This is a genomic window from Marinobacter sediminicola (assembly GCF_031157525.1).
Lineage (GTDB): Bacteria > Pseudomonadota > Gammaproteobacteria > Pseudomonadales > Oleiphilaceae > Marinobacter > Marinobacter sediminicola.
Genome location: NZ_JAVIXR010000001.1, coordinates 540,305 through 561,161 on the forward strand (window position 1 = coordinate 540,305; position 20,857 = coordinate 561,161).

Here is a 20,857-nt window from a genome sequence, read left to right on the forward strand (position 1 = left end):
TCGTTATACTGCTTTATTTACTGGGCCTTTTCAACGCTTCTTGAGCATGGGGAATGGATGTCACAAAATAGGCCGAAGTCCCACCAGGTGGCTTCGCGGAAGGCGGTTGCCGAAAAAATTGATGATGTGCTTGCCGGTATCCGTGTTCCCAACCTTCCTTACCCCGCGGGTAAGTTGTCGCCAGAAACCGCCAGCGATTGGAAGTCGCTGCTGTTCTCATGCTGGACAGAGCAACGGGATGAGCGAGTAACCCACGTTATTCGTTCTGTGCACCTTGATTGGTCGGTGCGTCAGATCAATGCCGCTTACGTGGCCGATCGCATCATGGATGTATTCCTCAAAACAAGTGGGTTGCATACCGAGATTTCCCGGCGCATCGCCCGGTTGCGCTTCTATCTTGCATGGCGGATGAATATTGATGGTCACCAGGCTTTTAGTAACATGTTGCTGGAGTGGCTTGACAGCTTGCAGGAATGGCGTGGATGGAGTGATTCTGGTGGTCGCTCATCAAAAGCACTTCTCGATCAGTTAGACACGTTGGTTGTTGCGGTTTCTGCATGTTTCAGTTCTGGCTCAACCAACGCTGTGGATGCATTTTGTGCTCAGTGGCAGGAGGATACAGCCAAGCGTGATGCCCAAACCGGAAAGCTACGCCAACGTTTGCAGGAAACCGAGCAGGGCGCTGCGCGCCAGCGACGTGCAGAGCAGACTTCAAGAGCGCTGATCGGACGCGCTCTGCAGGGGCGGAAGTTACCGCAGCCAGTACTCGATTTTATTTTCGATCATTGGCAAGGCCTTCTTAAACAAGCTGTGTGGGATTCAGGCGTCAACGGTGAAGCGTGTCGCCACGGCAGCAAGTTGTTGGAGTGGCTGGTATGGGTAGGTGACCCCTCCCTGTCAGACAAAGACAGAGATCGTTTGTACCATGTTGGTGAGCAGATTGGAGACCGACTGGTGGATGTATGGAACCGCGTGTTTGATCGCCCTCTTACACCTAACGCGCTTGCCGGCATCGGAACGGTAATGATGTCTAGATTGCGTGGTGAGACCCCCGAATTGACCAATGCACTGCCCGAAAGTCGCAATTTCACATGGAACCCATCCTGGCTCAGCTTTGAAACTTTACAGAATAAACAGTTTCAGCCGTTTGAGGGAATGTGGTTCGTTGAAGGTGAAGGTGCATCTGAACAGCGTCGTTTTTTCTGTGTTTTGCTGGAAGATACAGCTGAAATACTCTGGACTAACGGTACGGGTGTAAAGCTTGGTGTTCAGCCCTGGGATGCCTTCTGTGAAGCCAAGGAGAGCGGCAGCATTCGTCCTCTCCCTGCAGCGACACCGTTTGGTGATGTGCTTCAAGAAACCGTGCTACTACTTTCGGCGGCATATCAGAAGCAACGGGTTCAGCGTGAGGCTGCTGCTGCGGCGGCGAAAGCCCGTGCAGAAGCGCTGCGCAAAGAAAAGGAGGCGGCTGAACTAGCGCGCAAGGAGCAGGAAACTAAGCGCCTGGCAACGCAGGAGCGTCAGCGACAGGAAGCTGAAGAACAGCGGCTGGCAGATGAGCAGGCGGAGCAGGAAAGGCTCTACAGGGAAAAGACCCTGATTGCGCAAAAACAGGTCGATGAGATAAGTCTTGGTGGCTGGATTGTAGTGATTGCAGAGGAGCCCGAAACTGAAGACGCCCGGCTCAAACTTGCTGTCCGCACCAATGCCTCGAGAAAGCTGATTTTCGTCGACCGGCTTGGGCTTAATCGCTGTGAATTTTTAGAAGATGAGCTGGTGCTGGGAATTGTCGAGGAACGGATTCGTATTCTGGGTGGTGCTGCAGAGTTTGATGACACGCTAAGCAGGGTGGTTGGCCGTATTCGTGTCGGGCGTAACTGATTGGTCCAAAAACAAGAAGCCAGGAAAAATAATGAAAGACACTGACTACACTTTTGGAACACTGGAAGATCCTGCTGGCGGGCAGGATAACCGTATGCAGTACCGCCTAACGGCCCGTGCACAAATTACTCTTGAGTTGGAAGCAGAGTACCCTGCATCGGAAGGCATACCTGGTTCCACAGGGCGAGAAATGGCATGTGACATACGTGATATTTCTGCCAGTGGGCTTTGTCTGCTTTCCGAGGAGTGTCTGTCGGCTGGGGCCTTGTATCCAGTGTCAGTTTCACTGGGGAACCATGAGGAACCGTTTGTACTGACTGTGGAGGTTGTCTGGTGTCGCCCGGAAAGGGCTGGCTATCTGGTAGGGGTGCAAATTGTTGAATCTGCTCAGACTGCGTATGTGGAATGGATAGAGGCTGTGGCTAGCGCAATGGAAACGCCCTAGTTCAGACCATTTTGCTTAAGCTGAAGGAAAGCCAGCGCAAGGCTGGCTTTCCCCATGATACGCAACGAATTACTCTTCCAGCTCACCCATGCCGGTGATATTGAATCCACCGTCTACATACATGATTTCACCGGTAATACCGCTGGCCATATCTGACGTCAGGAATGCGGCTGCATTACCCACTTCATCAATGGTTACGTTGCGACGAAGCGGGGCGCGACGGGCGTTTTCCGCCAGCATCTTACGGAAACTCTTGATGCCAGAGGCAGCCAGGGTTCTGATCGGCCCTGCAGAAATACCGTTCACTCGAATACCATCGCGACCGAGGCTGGCGGCCATGTAGCGGACGTTTGCTTCCAGAGAAGCTTTGGCAAGCCCCATCACGTTATAGTTCTGAAGAACCTTCTCCGCACCCAAATAGGTGAGAGTCAGGAGGGAGCTGCCTTCGTGCATCATAGGGCGCGCGCCCTTTGCCAAGGCAACGAAGCTATAAGAGCTGATGTCGTGGGCGATCTTGAAGCCTTCACGTGTGGTCACATCAACATAGTTGCCATCAAGCTCGTGCCCAGGCGCAAAGCCAACGGCATGAACAATAATGTCAATGTTGTCCCAGTGCTTGTTCAGTTCCTTGAACACATTTTCAATTTCTTCATCACTGGCTACGTCGCAAGGGAATATAAGCTTGCTGCCCCAGCCTTCGGCAAATTTCTCTACTCGCGGCTGCAACTTGTCGTTCTGGTAGGTGAAAGCCAGTTCCGCACCTTCGCGGGCAAAGGCGTCTGCAATACCGTAAGCAATGGACAGTTTGCTGGCTACGCCAACAATCAGCGCTCTTTTACCACTGAGTATACCCATGGATCTTTCTCCCTGTGTTCCTGATTTTAGAGCATTATCCCCGAAGTAAGGCGGCAGGAGTAACGCTCAAATAGTCGTAGTGATATTGGCATTTTTCATCTGGTAGAAAAAAGCCGCGTGCAGCAACTCGTGCGTGTATTCTTCTGCGGGAGCCCGGAAAACGTCGTCGGCCTCTCCAATTTCTACAATCGCACCTTGCCTAAGAACCAACAACTGATGGCTAAGCGCCCGGACAACCGCAAGATCGTGACTGATAAAAATATAGCTTAGACCATAGCGTGCCTGAATATCCCGAAGCAGTTCGATGACCTGTTTTTGTACCGTGCGATCCAGCGCCGATGTGGGTTCATCCAGAATAATAAGGTCTGGCTGCAAAACCAGCGCACGGGCAATGGCAATGCGCTGGCGCTGGCCACCAGAGAACTCATGGGGGTAGCGGTGCCTTGCTTCAGGGTCTAGCCCTACATCCTTAAGCGCCGTAATCACCTTGCTGTCGTGGGTATCTCGGTTATCAGCATCGTGTATCTCAAGTCCTTCCCGAACGATTTCGGCAATAGACATCCGCGGGCTCAGGCTGCCAAAAGGATCCTGAAAGACGATCTGAACACGCCGGCGCCAAGGCCGGAAGGCGTTTTGATTCAGTTCCGACAGTTCCTGACCGTCTAACTTTATGCTGCCAGTGCTTCCCGTTAGCTTCAGAATGGCATGGCCAATGGTGGTTTTACCACTTCCGCTTTCCCCCACAATCCCTAGAGTCTGGCCACGATCGAGGCTGAAGCTGACGTGTTTGACTGCATGGAAATGCTCTCTAACCTTGCCGAACAGCCCCTTGCGGGTGGGGAAGCGGACATCCAGGCTACTCACACTCAATAGTGGCTGGTCACTCTTTGGGGCCGCCTGAGGAGCTTCTGGTGGCTCGGCGCTAAGAAGTTTGCGAGTGTAAGGGTGGCTGGGAGAAGCAAACAATGTAGCCGTTTCAGCTTGCTCGACCAGCTTGCCATGCTCCATGACCGCAACGCGGCTGGCATAACGGCGCACAATGGTGAGGTCGTGAGTAATCAGCAAAATGGCCATTCCGAGCTTCTTCTGCAGATCCTGCAACAGCTCCAGCACTTGTTTTTGAACGGTTACGTCCAGCGCGGTAGTCGGTTCATCCGCGATCAGCAGGTCCGGTTCGTTGGCCAGTGCCATGGCAATCATCACACGCTGCTTCTGGCCACCCGAGAGCTGGTGCGGATAGGCGCCAAGGCGGCTCTCGGGGGTTTCGATACCAACCAGCGTTAACAGTTCCAGACAGCGTTTTCTCGCTTGGGACCCTCGCATGCCCTTGTGCAGCTCCAGGGTTTCGCTGATTTGCTTCTCGATGTTGTGAAGCGGGTTCAGAGAGGTCATGGGCTCCTGAAAAATCATGCTGATTTCGCGCCCACGAACCTGGCGTAAGCGTTTATCAGAGGCCTGCAGAAGGTTTTCACCCCGATACCGAATTTCGCCTGTGGGATAGCTTGCGTAACGTTCGTCCAGAAGTCGCAAAACCGACAGTGCAGTAACGGATTTACCTGAACCGCTCTCACCAACCAGTGCCAGAGTTTCTCCTTTATTCAGGCTGAGGGATATGGAATCCACGGCCATTGGCCCCTTGTTGAAGGAGACCGAGAGATTAGTGATTTCTAACAGTTCACTCATATCAGCGCGCTCTTAACCGTTCTTGCGGGGATCAAATGCATCCCGCACGGCTTCCCCTACAAAAACCAGTAGAGTCAGCATCAGTGATAAGGAAGCGAAGGCTGAAATACCTAGCCAGGGCGCATGCAGGTTCGCCTTGCCTTGGGCGATCAGTTCCCCTAGGGAAGGCGAACCGGACGGCAAACCAAAGCCCAGAAAATCCAGTGAGGTCAGGCCAGTAATGGCGCCAGTGAGGATAAATGGCAGGAAGGTCAGGGTTGCCACCATGGCATTGGGTAAAATGTGGCGGAACATGATTTTCCGATTGTCCAGCCCCAGCGCCCTTGCGGCTTTGACGTATTCAAAGTTACGTGCCCGAAGAAACTCGGCGCGAACTACATCAACCAAACCCATCCAACTGAACATCAGCATAATACCGAGCAGCCACCAGAAGTTTGGTTGCACAATGCCCGAGAGAATAATCAACAGGTACAGAACCGGCAGCCCCGACCAAATTTCGATAAAACGCTGACCAATCAAGTCGATCTTGCCGCCGTAAAAGCCCTGGATGGCACCAACCATCACACCAACAATACAACTGGCAAAGGTGAGCGTCAGGCCGAACAAAACCGAAAGGCGGAAGCCGTAAATGACTCGTGCGGCAACATCCCGCCCCTGGTCGTCAGTCCCCAGCCAGTTTACGGAGCTTGGCGGTGCAGGTGAGGGCACCTTAAGGTCATAATTTATGGTGTCGTAGCTGAACCGGATTGGCGGCCAGAGCATCCAGCCATTAGCCAAAATCTCCTCAGCTATAAAAGGGTCCCGGTAATCGGCATCTGTTGGCAAGAATCCACCAAATGTCTCCTCGGGTACGTTCTCTATTACCGGAAAGTAAAGTGTGTCCTGATACGAAATGACCAGAGGTTTGTCGTTTGCAATTAGTTCGGCCACCAGAGTCAGCCCAAAAATTGCCAGAAACGCCCACAACGACCAGTAACCTCGGCGGTTATTGCGAAAGTTACGCAAACGACGTTGTTGAATGGGAGTCAACGCCTTCACGTTACGCACCCTCCCGACTTTCAAAGTCGATGCGAGGGTCTACAAGCACATAGGTAATGTCGCTGATCAGCTTCAGGGCCAGGCCCATCAAAGTAAAGATAAAGAGAGTGCCGAAAATAACCGGATAATCCCGGTTGAGCGCCGCTTCAAATCCAAGCAAACCAAGGCCATCGAGGGAGAAGATTACCTCAATCAAAAGAGAGCCAGTAAAGAACAGTGAAACAAGAACACCGGGCAGGCTGGCAATTACAATCAGCATGGCGTTGCGGAACACGTGGCCGTAGAGAACCTGTTTTTCATCCAGACCCTTGGCTCTGGCCGTAACGACGTAGTGCTTACCGATTTCATCAAGAAATGAGTTCTTGGTGAGCAGGGTGAGTGTGGCGAAGCCGCCGATCACGTTGGCGGTAACCGGGAGTGCGAGATGCCAGAAATAATCGCCAACTTGCTGATACCAATTCATCTGATCAAAGTTGGAGGACGTTAATCCCCGTAGAGGGAACCAATCGAAGTAGCTACCACCGGCAAAAAGGACGATGAGCAGGATTGCGAACAGGAAACCCGGAATGGCGTAACCGATGACAATGGCTGAACTGCTCCATACATCGAACCGGGAACCGTCTGACACCGCTTTGCGAATACCTAGAGGTATGGAAATGAAGTAGATGATCAGGGTAGACCAGAGCCCAAGCGATATGGACACGGGCATCTTGTCGACAATAAGTTCGGTTACGCTCCGCTCCCGGAAAAACGAATCACCGAAGTTGAAGGTGGCGTAGTCTTTGAGCATTTTAAAGAAACGCTCGTGGGCGGGTTTATCAAAGCCATACATCACTTCGATTTCTTTCAGCATTTCATCAGGAATGCCCCGGGACCCCCTGCTGTCACCGGAAGCACTGGAAACCTCACCACCTGTGTCGCCACCACCCGCACGGGCCAGGGCGCTGCCGCCATGACCTTCCATTTCGGCAATCAATTGCTCAACTGGTCCACCAGGCGCAGCCTGAATGATCACGAAGTTGAGCAGCAGAATGCCGATCAGGGTAGGGATGATCAGCGCAAGGCGCCGAAGTATATAAATGCCCATTTAGCGGTTACGTCCTCAGGGCTCTGCCCACCAATCGTCGAGGTCGGTACCGTTTTTGGGCGTCTTATCCGGATGCTTCAGGTGGCTCCAGTAGGCAACGCGATCTTTAGCAAGATGCCAGTGTGGTACCACGTAATGCCCTTGAAGTAGCACTCTATCGAGGGCACGTGTGCGCTGTACCAGCTCGTCCCGGTCCGGGGCCTGAATCACCAGGCTTACCAGTTCGTCCACCACTGGATCATTTACGCCGGCATAGTTACGGGAGCCGTTGGTGTCTACAGTAGATGAGTGCCAATACTCGCGCTGCTCATTGCCAGGGGAATCTGACTGGCCGATGGCTTGGGTAATCATGTCGTAGTCGAACTCACGCACGCGTTGAACGTATTGATTGCTGTCTACCAGGCGCACAGACATGTCAATACCAAGGCGGGCGAGGTTGTTTTTGAAAGGCAGTACAACTCGCTCAAAGGTTTTCTGGAACAGCAGAATCTCGAAGGCCAATTGTTTGTCTGTTTCTGTATGAACCATTTTCCCGTCGCGAACTTCGTAACCTGCCGAACGTAGCAGTTCCATCGCTATTCTGAGGTTTCCTCTCAGGCCTTGCTTGCCATCGGTGGAAGGGGCTTCAAACGCCTTGGTGAAAATGTCCTCATCCAATCTGTCCTTGTAAGCCTCGAGTATTTCGAGTTCCCGGCCAGTTGGCAGGCCGGTTGCAGCCAGTTCGCTGTTTTCGAAGTAACTGTTGGTGCGGTCGTATTGACCATAGAACAGATTCTTGTTGGTCCACTCAAAATCGAAAGCGTAAGTGAGTGCTTCCCGTACCAAGGCATCGCTGAACACCTTTTTGCGGGTGTTGAACACGAAGCCCTGCATGCCGGTGGGGCGATGGTGTTCAATGGCTTCGGTAATGATAGTGCCGTTATCAAACCTTTCACCGGTGTAGGCAGTTGCCCAGTTTTTGGCAGAGGTTTCTACTCTGAAATCAAAGCTACCCGCTTTGAAAGCCTCCAGAGCCACGGTGTCATCGGTATAGTAGTCATAGCGAACACGATCAAAATTCAACCGGCCTTTGCGTACCGAAAGATCTTTCGCCCAATAATCGTCCTGCCGCTCATACTCAATTGTGCGGCCTGCTTCAAAACTACCGATACGATAGGCGCCGCTGCCGACAGGTGGAGTCAGGCCGTTCTTTCCAAACTCGCGACCTTCCCAATAGTGGGCAGGCAGAATGGGCATCTGGCCGAGAATCAGCGGTAATTCACGGTTGCTGGTTTCCTGGAAGTCGAAACGGATACGGTGAGGGTTTTCGATAGTGACGTTGCTCACATCCGCATAGTAGTTCCGGTAAAACGGGTGCCCCTTGGTCGTCAGGGTTTCAAAGGAAAATTTCACGTCCTCAGCGTTAATGGGCTCGCCATCCTGGAAGCGCGCTGTTTGCCTAAGGTTGAAAACCACATAGCTTCGGTCTTCCGGCGTTTCCAGGGATTCCGCTATGAGCCCATACATGGAGAAAGGTTCGTCTGCTGAGTACTCAAGTAGGGTGTCGTAGAGATAGCTACTGATACCGGCGGCGGAAACCCCGCGAATAACAAAGGGGTTGAAGGTATCAAAACCGTTGGCCACTACGGCCATTTTTAGCGATCCGCCTTTTGGGGCCTTGGGGTTAACGTAGTCAAAATGCCCAAACCCTTGCGGATATTTCGGCGCGCCGTGCATGGCCATACCGTGGACCGGTTGTACCTTGAGCCCTTCTGAGTCGGTTGATGATTCGCTGGCATATAAAGAAATTGGAGAAGCCAGAAAAGCCAGAACTGAAAGAAATGTTGTAAGGCGTGAGGCAGAAAAGGTTCTTGTCATGGGTCTCGCACATTCAGGTGTTTCAAGCCGACGCGGGGGGCATCCTGCCCCGCGCTCCTGTCTGCTAAATTTTTATGATTCTTATACTTACTGAAAGTTCCGGCCCTGAAAGGTTAACAATCAGGGGCTGTTCCGGATGTCGACGTAGAGTACCAGACTTTGCCCCGGTTGCAGATAACGGGAGGTATTCAGATCGTTCCAGCTTGCGATGTCGCGCACGTTTACCGAGAAACGATTGGCAATGAGAGCAAGGGAGTCGCCTTTGCGAACGCGGTATCCCACCTTTCGGACCATGGCTTTGCCACGGGTGCTACCAGCTGAGGCTATAGTGGGTTGTGCGGTATTTGACCCGATCACCAGTTCTTTTCCGGGGATCAGCGGGTCTCCGGGTGCCATACCGTTCCAGGCCGCCACCTGGCGCACTGAAACCCGATGTTCGCGCGCAATATCCCAGAAGGTGTCGCCACGGCGGACAGTGTAACGCAGTTTACTTCCCGACCGCTTTTTGTCCTGTTTGCGCTCAAGCCGCTGGGATGCGCTGAGAGCGTAAGCGTCGGATTTCTTTGAAGCTGAAGGGATCATCAGCCGTTGGCCAATGCGGATTAGGTCGCCGTTGAGGTTGTTGACCTGCTGCAGCACCGCAGGGGTGGTGGAAAACTTTCTGGAGATAGTGTTCAGACTATCTCCGGATTTGACGACATAGTTGCGCCAGGACACTCGTTTTTCTGGTGGAATGTTCGCTAAAGCCGTACGGAAGCTTTCGGCATTCTGGTGGGGCACGAGCAAACGGTGCGGACCTTCTGGAGAGGTCGCCCAACGGTTATAGGAAGGATTAAGCAGATAGATTTCGTCAATGTCGACGCTCGCAAGTTCTGCAGCCTGGGCGAGATCCAGTTGCCCACCGGTTTCGACGATGTCGAAATAGGGTTCGTCTTTGAGCGTTGGAAGCTCTATGCCGTAGGCTTCCGGGTCATCGAATATCTTTGCCAGCGCAATCAGCTTGGGCACGTAGTGGCGTGTTTCCTGTGGTAATTGCAGCGACCAGAAATCCTCGGGCTTGTTGCTGTTCCGGTTCCGGCGCATGGCAATTGAAACGGTGCCCCCGCCACTGTTGTAGGCGGCCAGTGCGAGTGTGTAGTCACCACCAAAGCGGTTGGTCAGGCGGTCGAGATAGGTGAGGGCAGCATCTGTGGCGGCTATTACATCGCGGCGGTCATCATGCCACCAGCTTTGGGTTAGGCCGAAGTACTTGCCTGTTGAAGGAATAAATTGCCAGAGCCCGGCTGCCCGGCCGTGGGAATAGGCAAACGGATCGAACGCACTCTCCACGACGGGTAGCAGGGCGAATTCAGCTGGTAGACCACGTTTCTCTGTTTCATTAACAATGTGGTACAGATACCGGCTTCCGCGCTCAACGACGCGGTTAATGTAGTTTGGATGCCGTGCGTACCAGTTCAGCTGGTCTTCTACGCGCTTGTCATCAACATCGTGGTCGAGCATGAATCCGGCCCTGAGCCGGTCCCACATATCCGCCTCTCCGGCGGCGTCTGCGGTGATGTTCTGTTCAGGATTGTCCAGTTTTTCCCGTGCATCCCGTGCGGCTGCTTTAAGCTCTGGCGCGATTGCGTCGTCCAGCGGCTCATTGCGCACTGCATCACTGTCTTTGCCGGTTTCAACAGACTCCTTAAGCTCTTCATCACCGGCAGCGAGGGTTACTTCCTCAGACTCCAGCGGACTTTGAGATGCTGAATCTTTAGACAAATAGAGAGAGCTGCAGCCACCCGCCAAAGCACCGAGAATAAAAAGCAGGGGCAAACGTTTGACCAACATAGGCGGATTCCGAATCTGATATTCCGCTGGGCTTATGTCTAAAAACCCGGCATATTTAATGAGTTACGAGCAAAAGTTTAAAGGATTCTATGGGAGCTCGTTTAATAGGGTCAAGAAACCTCTCGTTACGACAATGAGAGGTTTTGTTAACCGATCAAAAGTTATCTTTACCGTGGCGTATGGCTGCGAAGATCGCACTGTCCGAATCCGCCGGCAGACCTTGCCCGGCAGCGTAGCGTTTGGCCGCACTTACAACCTGGGGATCGTCCCAGCGCAAAAACGGGTTAAGCTGTTTTTCTTCATCAAGTATCGACGGCACAGTTGGCTCACCTGCATCCCGCTTGTCTTTGCACGCACGATCAAAGGCTTCAAGCTTGCTGTCATCAGGTAGCAAGCTGCGGGCGAAGCGTAGGTTTGAAAGAGTGTACTCATGGGCGCAATAAATAGCGGTTTCACCTGGGAGTTCGCGAATAGACTTGAGAGACTCCAGCATCTGGGACGGAGCGCCTTCAAATAATCGGCCGCAGCCAATAACGAAAAGCGTATCGCCACAGAATAGAGCGGGACGTCCATTAATTTTAGTGTCTGTGAAGTAGGCAATGTGATCGAGAGTGTGTCCCGGAACACCCATCACCTGAAAAGTAATGTCTCTCCAAACCACTTCATCGCCCGGATGAACAACGTTGGTGCTACCTTTAAAGGGTGATTCTGCAGGCCCGGTTATACGGCAGTCGTGATTGCCCTGAACGAGGTCCTTGATTCCCCCTACGTGATCAGGGTGGTGATGGGTAACGAGAATGGTGTCCAGTGTCAGCCCCTGTTTTGCAAGGTGTTCCTGAACCGGCTTCGCCTGGCCTGGGTCCACAATCAGGGCTTTACCGGTATCTGTATCGGCAATACACCAGATATAGTTATCGCTGAATGCCGGTATGGCAGAGATGGTGAGCATCAGATGTCCCCGTAAATACTTGGCAAGTGTGGCTAATATGATAGAGCATTAAGGTCGTAGCCCCAACAGCCGGTGAAACCCTGGTATTCAGTCCGTTTATCCAACGCGGGAGTATAGGCAGTGTGAAGAATGCCCAGATGGTTGATTATTCATCAAGGAGCGAGAGCTTTGAAAATTGGTTTCAGACACCGCTTGGGCGCAGGCTTCTAGCAGATCAACGGGCCTTTCTTGAGCAGCGGCTGGAGAGGTTGACCGGAGCGCGGCAACTTCAGGTCGGCGTCAGTCACCGGCTTCCCTTGGCTAATGGGACTGACTTTTCTCAAAAGATCATGACTACCCCCAGTTGTTTTGCCAACATACCTGAGGGCGTGGTTGTGTGCGATGCGGACGAGTTGCCTTTTCCCGGGGACTCCATGGATCTGGTGGTACTCCATCATACTGCGGACTTTTCGCCCTATCCCCATCAGGTTTTGCGAGAGGCTGCCCGAGTGTTGCGAGGTGATGGCAAGATTGCGCTGATTGGCTTTAATCCTGTCAGTTTTTGGGGAGTGCGAAAGTTGATGTCGCGTCATTATGGAGGGCCCTGGGGTGGGCGGTTCCTGTCCCGGGGGCGAATGGAGGATTGGCTTCACTTGCTGGACTTTCAGATTGAAACATCCCTGACCCGATTCTATCGATTGCCTTTGCAGCGCAGTGGTCGCAAAGGGACAGGGGCGCTGGGCGAGCGCATGTCAGGTTACGGGTTTCTGCCGGTTGGTGCCTATTACTGTATCCTTGCAAAAAAAAGGGTGTGTGCCCGGATTCCACGGCGTCATGTTTGGCGACAAAGCAGCGTTCTGGGTCTGTCGGGAAAAGGCACAGTTGGGGCGGCGAGAGGGTCTCCGCAACAGAGCTGCGAGCACTCTGAAGACTGACCGGCCTTAAAGGGCCGCTAAACCGAAATGCATGCGGGAGTTTGAATGTCCGGAAAGGTAATTGTGTATACCGATGGCGCCTGTAAAGGGAATCCGGGGCGAGGTGGTTGGGGTGTTGTATTGCGTTATGGTGACGCAGTAAAAACCATGCACGGTGGAGAGCGACACACTACGAATAACCGCATGGAGTTGATGGCTGCAATTCAGGGGTTAAAAGCTCTCAAGCGCGATTGTGAAGTGGAGTTGTACACGGACTCCCAGTATGTACGGAAAGGAATTACAGAATGGCTTTCCGGGTGGAAGCGTAACGGCTGGAAAACTTCTGCAAAAAAGCCGGTTAAAAATGATGACCTATGGCGTGAACTGGATTCGGAAACGAAGAAGCATAAGGTTAACTGGCACTGGGTAAAAGGCCACGCAGGTGTGCCGGATAACGAACTCGCTGACGAGCTTGCGAACAAGGGCGTTGCTGAACTGGATTAATGTGGGATTTATGAGACAGATAATACTGGATACAGAAACAACCGGTATTGACCCGGCACAAGGTCACCGGATCATCGAAATCGGGTGTGTCGAGATGATGGAGCGCAAGCTCACAGGGCGCAATTACCATGTGTACGTGAACCCTGAGCGGGAGATCGAAGCCGAAGCTATCACTATTCACGGGATCACCAACGAATTTCTCGTTGATAAACCCAAATTTGCAGACATTGCTGACGAGTTTTTCGAGTTCATCAAGGGTGCAGAGCTTGTTATTCACAATGCCGCGTTTGACGTGGGTTTCATGGATTCGGAGTTTGGCCGGATCAAACCTGTGCGCAAAACTGCGGACCATTGTGGTGTTGTGGACTCGCTTGCGATCGCTCGAGCGAAGCACCCAGGGCAGAAGAATAACCTCGATGCCCTGTGCAAACGCTACGGCGTTGATAACAGTAACCGCGAGCTTCATGGAGCTCTGCTGGATGCCGAGATCCTGGCAGAAGTGTACCTGCTACTTACCGGTGGCCAGACAGCTTTGTCACTGGATGCCGGGTCGGAGAATGGAGGCTTGGGCGGAGGTGTTCGCCGGTTGAACTCAAGCCGTCCTGCGCTGCCTGTTGTTGGCGCTACAGATGCTGAATTGGAGGCACATCAAGCGTTCATGTCTGCTATGGAAAAGAAAGCAGGTGAAACTGTCTGGAGTAAACTTGAAGGCCTAGAATGAGAACTGTGTCGGCCTGTACTAATTGTTACACGCCAGCCTTGTTGAGGTACTCGAGTTTTATGTTATAAGTAGTGATAAGTACGTCAGTTTTTTCGTGCAGAGTGCACGGGCTCAGGTCAGGAGAGTTTGAGCCGGCTCCATAACAAAAAGGTCTGGCACCCACCCTTGCCGGCCTACAGTTCACTAGGAAGGTGCGGTAGTTTCCGCAGATTAACAGGAAGCGTTTATGGTTCAATCGTCTCTTGCGACGAAATCGCAGTCGTTTGATCTGGTCAAAAGTGAAATAGAGCAGACCATCAAGCAGGCAGAATCCAGTCTTGAGCGCTTTCAGGAAAACCGTGAAAGCGGAGAGGATTTGCAAAACTGCCTGGATTTCCTCAACCAGCTTCGTGGCATCTTTATCCTGGTGGAGCTTCGCGGCGGTACGCTTTTGTGCCAGGAAGCCGTGGCCATGGCCAACGATGTTCCTGTCGGCGCCAACGATGACAAGAACATATTACTCACCACCTTAAGCAATGCGCTGTTTATCCTTCGCCGCTATGTGGAGTACTACCATCAGCAGCGCGCAGATCATCCCGAATTGTTACTGCCTGTTATAAACGAGCTTCGTGAAGCTCGCCGGGAAAAGCCTTATCCCGAGTCCTGCTTTTTTGATGTCGACATAAAAGATCAACGGAATTTTTGCGCTGGTTTAAAAGTTCCTGAGTTTGAGGGTAACGAGGCCGAATACGAAATTGTTGCTCGGCGGATGCGCCTTACTTTTCAGGTAGCTTTGTTGGGTATTCTCAGGGATCGAAACCCCGTGGTGAGCCAAAAGCTCATAAGCCGGGCCGCTCGTGGTTTTGTTCGTTTGTGTCAGGGTGCCCCAATGGGGCAAATGTGGTGCCTCGTTGCTATCGTGGCTGACACCATGCTTGACCGTGCCATGCCGTTTACCAAAGCCCGCAAGCGTACGTTCATGCGCATTGAAAAGTACTCACGGGAACTGGTGTACGTTGGCAAAGTAGCAACCGCAAAAGATGCGCCGGACTCGCTCATTCGCGACCTGGTATATCTGCTCTACCGCAGTGGCTCCGGCAATCCCGAAGTGACGCGTGTGCTTTCAGAATTCCAGCTCGCACCAGCCGAATTTCCGGATTCCATCCTTGAAGCCCACGCAAGACGATTGTACGGCCCGGGTACAGATGTACTGACGTCGCTATCCGAGGCGCTGCAAGATGAGCTCAACCAGCTGAAAGATAAACTGGATATTATCGAGCGCGGCATAGAGCCGGATCTGGCCGAACTTTCCTCCATTGCAGATGCGCTGGAACGCCTTTCTAACACCCTGGTTATGCTGGACCTTAATCGCCTTGCCACCATAGCCCGCGAAGAAGCAAGTAAGCTCCGCAACTGGGAAGCAGAATCACGGTTGCCTGGAGAGGAAGAGCTTTTCCGCCTTGCGGATTCGGTGCTGGGTATTGAAGACGCTATTATGCAGATCGTCAGCCGGGGCATTACCGCTGAAACTGACGCACTGGCGGGGACCGAGCGCAGCCATGAAGAGTCTATGTACTTCAAGGAAGCCGTGTATGTGGTTGCGGATGAAGCCCGTGGAGCATTAACGCTGGCGAAGCGCGCGATTACCGCGTTTGTGGAGTCGGATTATGACAAGCTTCATTTGGCGAATCTGCCCGCAACCCTGCATAGTATTTGGGGTGGGTTGCAGATGATAAATGATCCGGGCGCTGCCCACGTGCTTGAGCGTGTGGCAGCCTCTATTCAGGAACGCATGCTGGATTCTCGTGAAGCGCCGGGGAACCAGGTTCTGGAAGCGTTGGCGGATGCTCTGACATCCCTCGAGTACTACATTGAGGGGATTGGCAAGCGTGAGGAGAGCAACGTAGATCTGCTTCGTTTGGCGGAAACATCTCTGGATGATGTGGATCTTTAATGGCCGTCTGAAAACTCTTCTTCAGAAAACAAAAAACCCGCGCTAAGCGCGGGTTTTTTTATGAGCTTTAATCTGCTCAACAGGGCCCAATCAACCCATGTTGAAAAGCTCGCCCAGCTTGGTAGCCAGCATCATGTCGCCTTCAGCGCGCAGCTGGCCAGCCATAAAGGCTTGCATGCCATCGGTTTCGCCGGAAACGATACCCTGAAGAGTTTCTGAGTTCATGATCAGTGTTACAGAGGGATCGTCATGCGGGCCTTCGTGCAGTTTGCATGTGCCGTCTTTGATCACCAGGTGGTGAGTCTTGTCGTCTTCGATATCAAACTGGAATACCAGATCCAGGCCCTGCGCGGCATCTGCGTTGAAGTTCTGCTCGAGCTTTTCAAAGATTTGATCTACAGACATTTGTTTACCCTTTGTTTGGTGGTTGTCTTGTCTTTAAAACTGCTATGTATGCTTGGCTACACAAGCCATCGTTGGCAGCTGCCGGATAGAGCCGACTTCGCTTTCCGACTTTATGGTGAGACTTAATCCCTGTCAAGCCCGATCGAACGCTTGTTTTAATAATTTTGCTCTGCTTATCACCAGAGTTTCGGTAAGTTACACTCTCGTGCTTGCTTAACTCGCTGGAGAAGTGATTTGGAGTTCCTGACAGAATACGGTTTGTTTTTGGCCAAAGTGGTCACCTTTGTTATTGCGGCAGTGGTTGTTGTCTCTATTATTATTGCAGCCACCCATAAGGATAAAGATGGAGAAGATGACGACGGAGAGTTGCAGATCCGTAAGCTCAACGATAAGTACCGTAAATTGCGTGAGTCCATTCAGGCACGCCTGATGACTGAGCAAGAGCAGAAAGCCTGGGGCAAGGCTACAAAGAAAAAAGAGAAAGCCGAAAAGAAGGCTGAGAAAGCAAAAAAAACGGATTCAGATGAGCCCGAAGCAAAGCCGGCACGGCTTTTTGTGCTGGATTTTGACGGCGATATCAAAGCCAGTGATACCGATCCACTGCGCAGGGCGATCTCTGCCGTGTTGAGCGTGGCCGAACCTGGAAAAGATGAAGTCGTCATCCGGCTGGAAAGCGGAGGCGGGCTGGTGCATTCCTACGGGCTGGCTGCTGCACAGCTTGATCGTATCCGAAGCAAAGGCATTCACTTGACAGCTTGCGTCGACAAAGTCGCGGCAAGCGGTGGGTACATGATGGCCTGCGTGGCAGACCGCATCATTGCGTCGCCGTTTGCGATTCTTGGTTCGATTGGTGTTGTCGCCCAGTTGCCGAACTTCCATCGCCTGCTCAAGAAAAACGACGTCGACTTCGAGATTCTGACAGCGGGCGAGCATAAGCGCACCATGACCATATTTGGTGAGAACACCGATAAGGGCAGGCAGAAATTTCTGTCGGATCTGGAAGACACCCACGACCTGTTCAAAGACTACGTTAGCGAACGCCGGCCAGAGTTGGATATAGCAGCGGTAGCCACCGGTGATATTTGGTTTGGAAAGCGTGCACTGGACGTAAAGTTGATTGATGAGATTAAAACCTCCGACGAATATCTCATTGAAGCTTGTGAGAGGGCAGACGTAGTATCGGTGTCATTCGAGCGCAAAAAAACCTTGCCTGAAAAGCTTGGGCTCGCGACCAGCGCCGCCCTTGAGCACACCGTATGGAAAGTGTTGAGCGCATTTCGCAACCAGAAAATTCAGTAGCTAATAGAGCGTGGAGAAGGCTATGACCAGCAATGTCGAATTCAAAGCCTGGCGAGTTGATGAGCAAGATGGCAACTATAAAGGCACAGAACAGACCCTGAGCACGGCCGATCTCCCGGCGGGCGAGGTGCTGATAAAAGTCAGCCACTCCTCGCTGAACTACAAAGACGCGCTTTCGGCCTCCGGAAACAAAGGCGTTAGCCGGTCGTTTCCGCACACACCCGGTATCGACGCCGCTGGAGAGGTTGTTGAATCTGCCACCGGCGCTCCGACTGTTGGCAGTCAGGTTATCGTAACCGGCTACGACCTGGGCATGAACACCGCTGGCGGTTTTGGCGAGTACATCCGCGTACCCGCCGCCTGGTGCGTTGCCACACCTTCTGGTTGGGATGCACAAACCGCCATGATCTACGGCACCGCCGGCCTCACAGCCGGCCTGTGCGTACAAAAAATCCTGACCATGGGTGCCAAGCCAGAACAAGGCAAAGTAGCCGTCTCCGGCGCCTCAGGCGCAGTTGGCAGCGTTGCTGTAGAGCTGCTGGCAAAACTCGGCTTCAACGTCGTCGCAATCAGCGGCAAAGCCGATCATGCCGAAAGCCTCAAAGCCCTGGGCGCCACAGAAGTTCTTGGCCGCGACGCACTGTCCGAAGACAAGAAACCCATGCTGAAACCGACCTTCGCTAACGCTGTAGATACAGTAGGCGGATCACCTCTTGCTGAACTGCTAAAGCAAATCAAACCCGGCGGTTCCGTATCCTGCTGCGGACTGGTTGCTGGCCCACAGCTACAAACAACGGTGCTTCCATTCATCCTGCGGGGGGTAAACCTGCTGGGTGTTGATTCAGTTGAAATTCCGCTGGCGGACAAAGAATCCGTATGGAAGAAGTTTGCGGGTGACTGGAAGTGCGAGAAGACGGAAGCGTCTGCAAAAAGGATTGGCCGTGCTGAACTGGAAGGTGCGCTAAACGCCTTTCTGAAAGGCGAGTCATCAGGAAAAGTCGTTTTAGATCACGCGGTCTAAAACGCCATAGTTTGAACAGTCAGGGCCTTGCGGCCCTGACTGTGGACTCAAACGTTTAAGGTTAAGAAGCCCGACGCCGAAACAACGGCAAATCCGTATCCGTAGCAGCCTGATACCCCTGACTGAAGAAATTCAGACATCGAGCCGCCTTGCGAATATCCTTATCAGGGCGCAACTCATAAGTATCAAAGCCACAACGCTTCATAAACTGAAGCTGATCCAGCAGCACATCCCCAATCGCCCGCAGCTCATTCTTGAAGCCAAACCGCTCCCGCAACAAACGGGCAATACTATAACCCCGACCATCACTGAACTTGGGGAAGTTAACCGCAATCATCGGCAGTTCATTCACATAATCTGCCAGAATCTCCGGCTCATCATGACTATCAAGCCAAACGCCAACGTCCTCATTGCCAGCAAAGCGCTCACGGTTTTCAAGCCAAAGATCCGCCGGAATCAACACACGCTTCTGCTCAGGAACATCCAGAGCTTCGCCACTATCAGGGCGGGACACCACATTCCACTGGTTCTGACGGATGCTGCCATCCCGGAAAATAACGTCAGGCATAAACCCGCTCCTTGAAAGGATCAATTCCAACACGACGGTAGGTATCCAGGAATGATTCCTCCTCCGTGCGCTTGTTAACGTAAACATCAATGATCTTGGCGATTACGTCCGGCATATCATCCTGAGCGAAAGAGGGCCCCAGAATCTTGCCAATTGTTGCATCGTGCTGTGACGCGCCACCCAAGCTAACCTGATAGAACTCCTGACCCTTTTTATCCACACCCAGAACACCGATGTTTCCAACGTGGTGATGACCACAGGCGTTCATGCAACCGGATATATTCAAATCGATCTCACCAAGATCGTACAAGAAATCCAGGTTATCGAAACGACGCTGAATCGCTTCAGCTACAGGAATAGACTTGGCATTGGCCAGCGCACAGAAATCGCCACCGGGGCAGCAGATAATATCCGTAAGCATGTTCAGGTTTGCTGTGGCAAATCCCATGGGGCCCAACTGCTCCCACAGCTCAAGCAACTGATCCTGGCGGACATCCGCAAGAACCACGTTCTGCTCATGGGTTACCCGTACCTCGCCGAAGCTGTATTCATCGGCCAAATCGGCGATTTGCTCCAGTTGGCGATCGGTTACATCTCCAGGTGGAATCCCGGTTTCTTTCATGGTCAGAGAAACAATCGCGTACCCGGGCTTTTTGTGAATATCCACGTTGTATTTAAGCCACTGGTCAAAGCCACGGTTTTCGAACCTTTGCTGGGCGAGAAGTTCCGTTGCGTTGTCCAGACTGGCATAGGCCGGCTCGGTAAAGTAGGCCTTGATGCGATCGATCGCCTCAGGAGTAAGCCGGCTAGGGGAGTCCTTGATGTGAGACCACTCAGCCTCAACCTTCTCCGCAAAGCCCTCAGGCGTTAACGCCTTCACCAGAATCTTGATGCGGGCTTTGAATTTGTTATCACGACGGCCATAGCGGTTATAAACGCGGAGTACCGATTCCAGATAGGTCAGCAGGTCGAGTTCTGGCAGGAACTCACGAATTACCGGAGCCACCATGGGCGTGCGCCCAAGGCCGCCACCCACGTGCACGCGGAAGCCCAGTTCGCCTACTTCATTGCGTACAATCTGAAGGCCTATGTCGTGAACCTGAATGGCCGCTCTGTCGGTTTTCTCGGAGGCATTTACTGCAACCTTGAACTTCCGGGGCAGGTATGCGAACTCCGGATGGAAAGTGGACCACTGACGAATGATTTCGCAGTAAGGCCGAGGATCTGTAAGTTCGTCGGACTGAACACCTGAAAACTGGTCAGTTGTGGTGTTTCTGATGCAGTTACCACTGGTCTGGTTGGAATGCATTTCGACTTCCGCCAACTCGGCAAGAATATCTGGCACATCTTCCAGGTTGGGCCAGTTTAGCTGAATGTTCTGGCGCGTTGTGAAGTGCGCATAGCCCTTGTCGTAGTCCCGGGTAATCCGGGCCAGACGACGCAGTTGAGTAGAACGCAGCATGCCGTAAGGCACACAGATACGCAGCATGGGTGCAAGCCGCTGAACGTAGAGCCCGTTCTGCAAGCGAAGGGGCAGGAACTCGTCTTCTGCCAATTCTCCGGCCAGCGCCCGTTCGGTCTGGTCCCGGAACTGTGCAACCCGCTCGGCGGCCATTTGCCGATCGTGCTCGTCGTATACGTACATAGTAGGAAAGCCCTGGATAGTAGCGTCGTAATGGCATGCGCCCGGAAGCCCGGGCTTATATCTGAAACGCAGGATAACAGTCGCTCCTTATACTAGAAACGATTATTTCAAGATATGTTTATCGATTAAGGTGATAAGGGAGAGTGTTGTGGGCTGGACGAATATCAATTTGCTGCTTTACTGATAGGGAGAAACCAAGGTGAGCGCTAGATGCGCTCAACGTCAACCTGACAGATTCTGCAA

Annotated in this window: 18 protein-coding genes; 8 read left to right on the forward strand and 10 right to left on the reverse strand. The window is 52.7% G+C overall.

Going from position 1 to position 20,857, the window contains the following annotated elements; genetic code table 11:
- The first annotated feature begins 57 nt into the window (after positions 1-57).
- On the forward strand, positions 58-1,881 hold the full coding sequence (locus tag RG807_RS02375) for a DUF1631 family protein (protein WP_309043420.1): 1,824 nt from the start codon (positions 58-60) through the stop codon (positions 1,879-1,881).
- A gap of 31 nt (positions 1,882-1,912) precedes the next feature.
- Positions 1,913-2,326, forward strand: coding sequence for a PilZ domain-containing protein (locus RG807_RS02380; RefSeq protein WP_309043421.1), 414 nt, complete (start codon positions 1,913-1,915; stop codon positions 2,324-2,326).
- 69 nt (positions 2,327-2,395) lie between these two features.
- Here RG807_RS02380 and RG807_RS02385 read toward each other — a convergent pair whose 3' ends face one another.
- The 7 genes from RG807_RS02385 to gloB all read right to left on the reverse strand — a co-directional run bounded on the left by RG807_RS02385 (position 2,396) and on the right by gloB (position 11,625).
- Positions 2,396-3,181 (reverse strand): enoyl-ACP reductase FabI, encoded by a 786-nt coding sequence (locus RG807_RS02385; RefSeq protein ID WP_309043422.1) that lies wholly within the window; start codon positions 3,179-3,181, stop codon positions 2,396-2,398.
- 66 nt (positions 3,182-3,247) lie between these two features.
- A complete protein-coding gene (locus RG807_RS02390; protein ID WP_309043423.1) occupies positions 3,248-4,864 on the reverse strand; it encodes an ABC transporter ATP-binding protein in 1,617 nt (538 codons plus the stop codon).
- 12 nt (positions 4,865-4,876) lie between these two features.
- Positions 4,877-5,902: an ABC transporter permease gene (locus RG807_RS02395; RefSeq protein ID WP_309043424.1), complete on the reverse strand. Its 1,026-nt coding sequence runs from the start codon at positions 5,900-5,902 to the stop codon at positions 4,877-4,879.
- A 1-nt stretch (position 5,903) separates the two neighbouring features.
- The gene (locus RG807_RS02400) at positions 5,904-6,989 is read right to left on the reverse strand and encodes a microcin C ABC transporter permease YejB (RefSeq protein ID WP_309043425.1); all 1,086 of its coding nucleotides are present in this window, start codon (positions 6,987-6,989) and stop codon (positions 5,904-5,906) included.
- Between the two features lie 15 nt (positions 6,990-7,004).
- Positions 7,005-8,846, reverse strand: coding sequence for an extracellular solute-binding protein (locus tag RG807_RS02405; RefSeq protein ID WP_435404648.1), 1,842 nt, complete (start codon positions 8,844-8,846; stop codon positions 7,005-7,007).
- Between the two features lie 120 nt (positions 8,847-8,966).
- Entirely contained in the window at positions 8,967-10,676 is a 1,710-nt protein-coding gene (locus RG807_RS02410) for a LysM peptidoglycan-binding domain-containing protein (protein ID WP_309043426.1), read from the reverse strand.
- Between the two features lie 154 nt (positions 10,677-10,830).
- Positions 10,831-11,625 (reverse strand): hydroxyacylglutathione hydrolase, encoded by a 795-nt coding sequence (gene gloB / locus RG807_RS02415; RefSeq protein WP_309043427.1) that lies wholly within the window; start codon positions 11,623-11,625, stop codon positions 10,831-10,833.
- 122 nt (positions 11,626-11,747) lie between these two features.
- Between gloB and RG807_RS02420 the strand changes: the two genes are divergently transcribed.
- The 4 genes from RG807_RS02420 to RG807_RS02435 all read left to right on the forward strand — a co-directional run bounded on the left by RG807_RS02420 (position 11,748) and on the right by RG807_RS02435 (position 15,676).
- Positions 11,748-12,539: a class I SAM-dependent methyltransferase gene (locus RG807_RS02420; RefSeq protein ID WP_309043428.1), complete on the forward strand. Its 792-nt coding sequence runs from the start codon at positions 11,748-11,750 to the stop codon at positions 12,537-12,539.
- A 45-nt stretch (positions 12,540-12,584) separates the two neighbouring features.
- On the forward strand, positions 12,585-13,022 hold the full coding sequence (gene rnhA, locus RG807_RS02425) for a ribonuclease HI (RefSeq protein WP_298447230.1): 438 nt from the start codon (positions 12,585-12,587) through the stop codon (positions 13,020-13,022).
- A 10-nt stretch (positions 13,023-13,032) separates the two neighbouring features.
- Positions 13,033-13,743: a DNA polymerase III subunit epsilon gene (gene dnaQ / locus RG807_RS02430; RefSeq protein ID WP_309043429.1), complete on the forward strand. Its 711-nt coding sequence runs from the start codon at positions 13,033-13,035 to the stop codon at positions 13,741-13,743.
- 226 nt (positions 13,744-13,969) lie between these two features.
- Positions 13,970-15,676, forward strand: a complete 1,707-nt coding sequence (locus RG807_RS02435; protein ID WP_309043430.1) for a FimL-related protein — start codon at positions 13,970-13,972, stop codon at positions 15,674-15,676.
- A gap of 90 nt (positions 15,677-15,766) precedes the next feature.
- Here RG807_RS02435 and RG807_RS02440 read toward each other — a convergent pair whose 3' ends face one another.
- Positions 15,767-16,081 (reverse strand): SCP2 sterol-binding domain-containing protein, encoded by a 315-nt coding sequence (locus RG807_RS02440; protein WP_200200748.1) that lies wholly within the window; start codon positions 16,079-16,081, stop codon positions 15,767-15,769.
- Positions 16,082-16,315: 234 nt separating this feature from the next.
- Between RG807_RS02440 and sohB the strand changes: the two genes are divergently transcribed.
- Positions 16,316-17,380: a protease SohB gene (gene sohB / locus RG807_RS02445; protein WP_309043431.1), complete on the forward strand. Its 1,065-nt coding sequence runs from the start codon at positions 16,316-16,318 to the stop codon at positions 17,378-17,380.
- Positions 17,381-17,402: 22 nt separating this feature from the next.
- A complete protein-coding gene (locus tag RG807_RS02450; protein ID WP_309043432.1) occupies positions 17,403-18,401 on the forward strand; it encodes a YhdH/YhfP family quinone oxidoreductase in 999 nt (332 codons plus the stop codon).
- A gap of 61 nt (positions 18,402-18,462) precedes the next feature.
- Here the strand turns inward: RG807_RS02450 and RG807_RS02455 are convergent, their stop codons facing one another.
- Positions 18,463-18,969: a DUF934 domain-containing protein gene (locus tag RG807_RS02455; RefSeq protein ID WP_309043433.1), complete on the reverse strand. Its 507-nt coding sequence runs from the start codon at positions 18,967-18,969 to the stop codon at positions 18,463-18,465.
- Positions 18,962-20,614 carry a nitrite/sulfite reductase gene (locus RG807_RS02460; protein ID WP_309043434.1) on the reverse strand — a complete coding sequence of 551 codons (1,653 nt, stop codon included), beginning with the start codon at positions 20,612-20,614 and terminating at the stop codon, positions 18,962-18,964. Before RG807_RS02460 ends, RG807_RS02455 begins: the two co-directional genes overlap by 8 nt.
- Positions 20,615-20,857 lie beyond the last annotated feature (243 nt).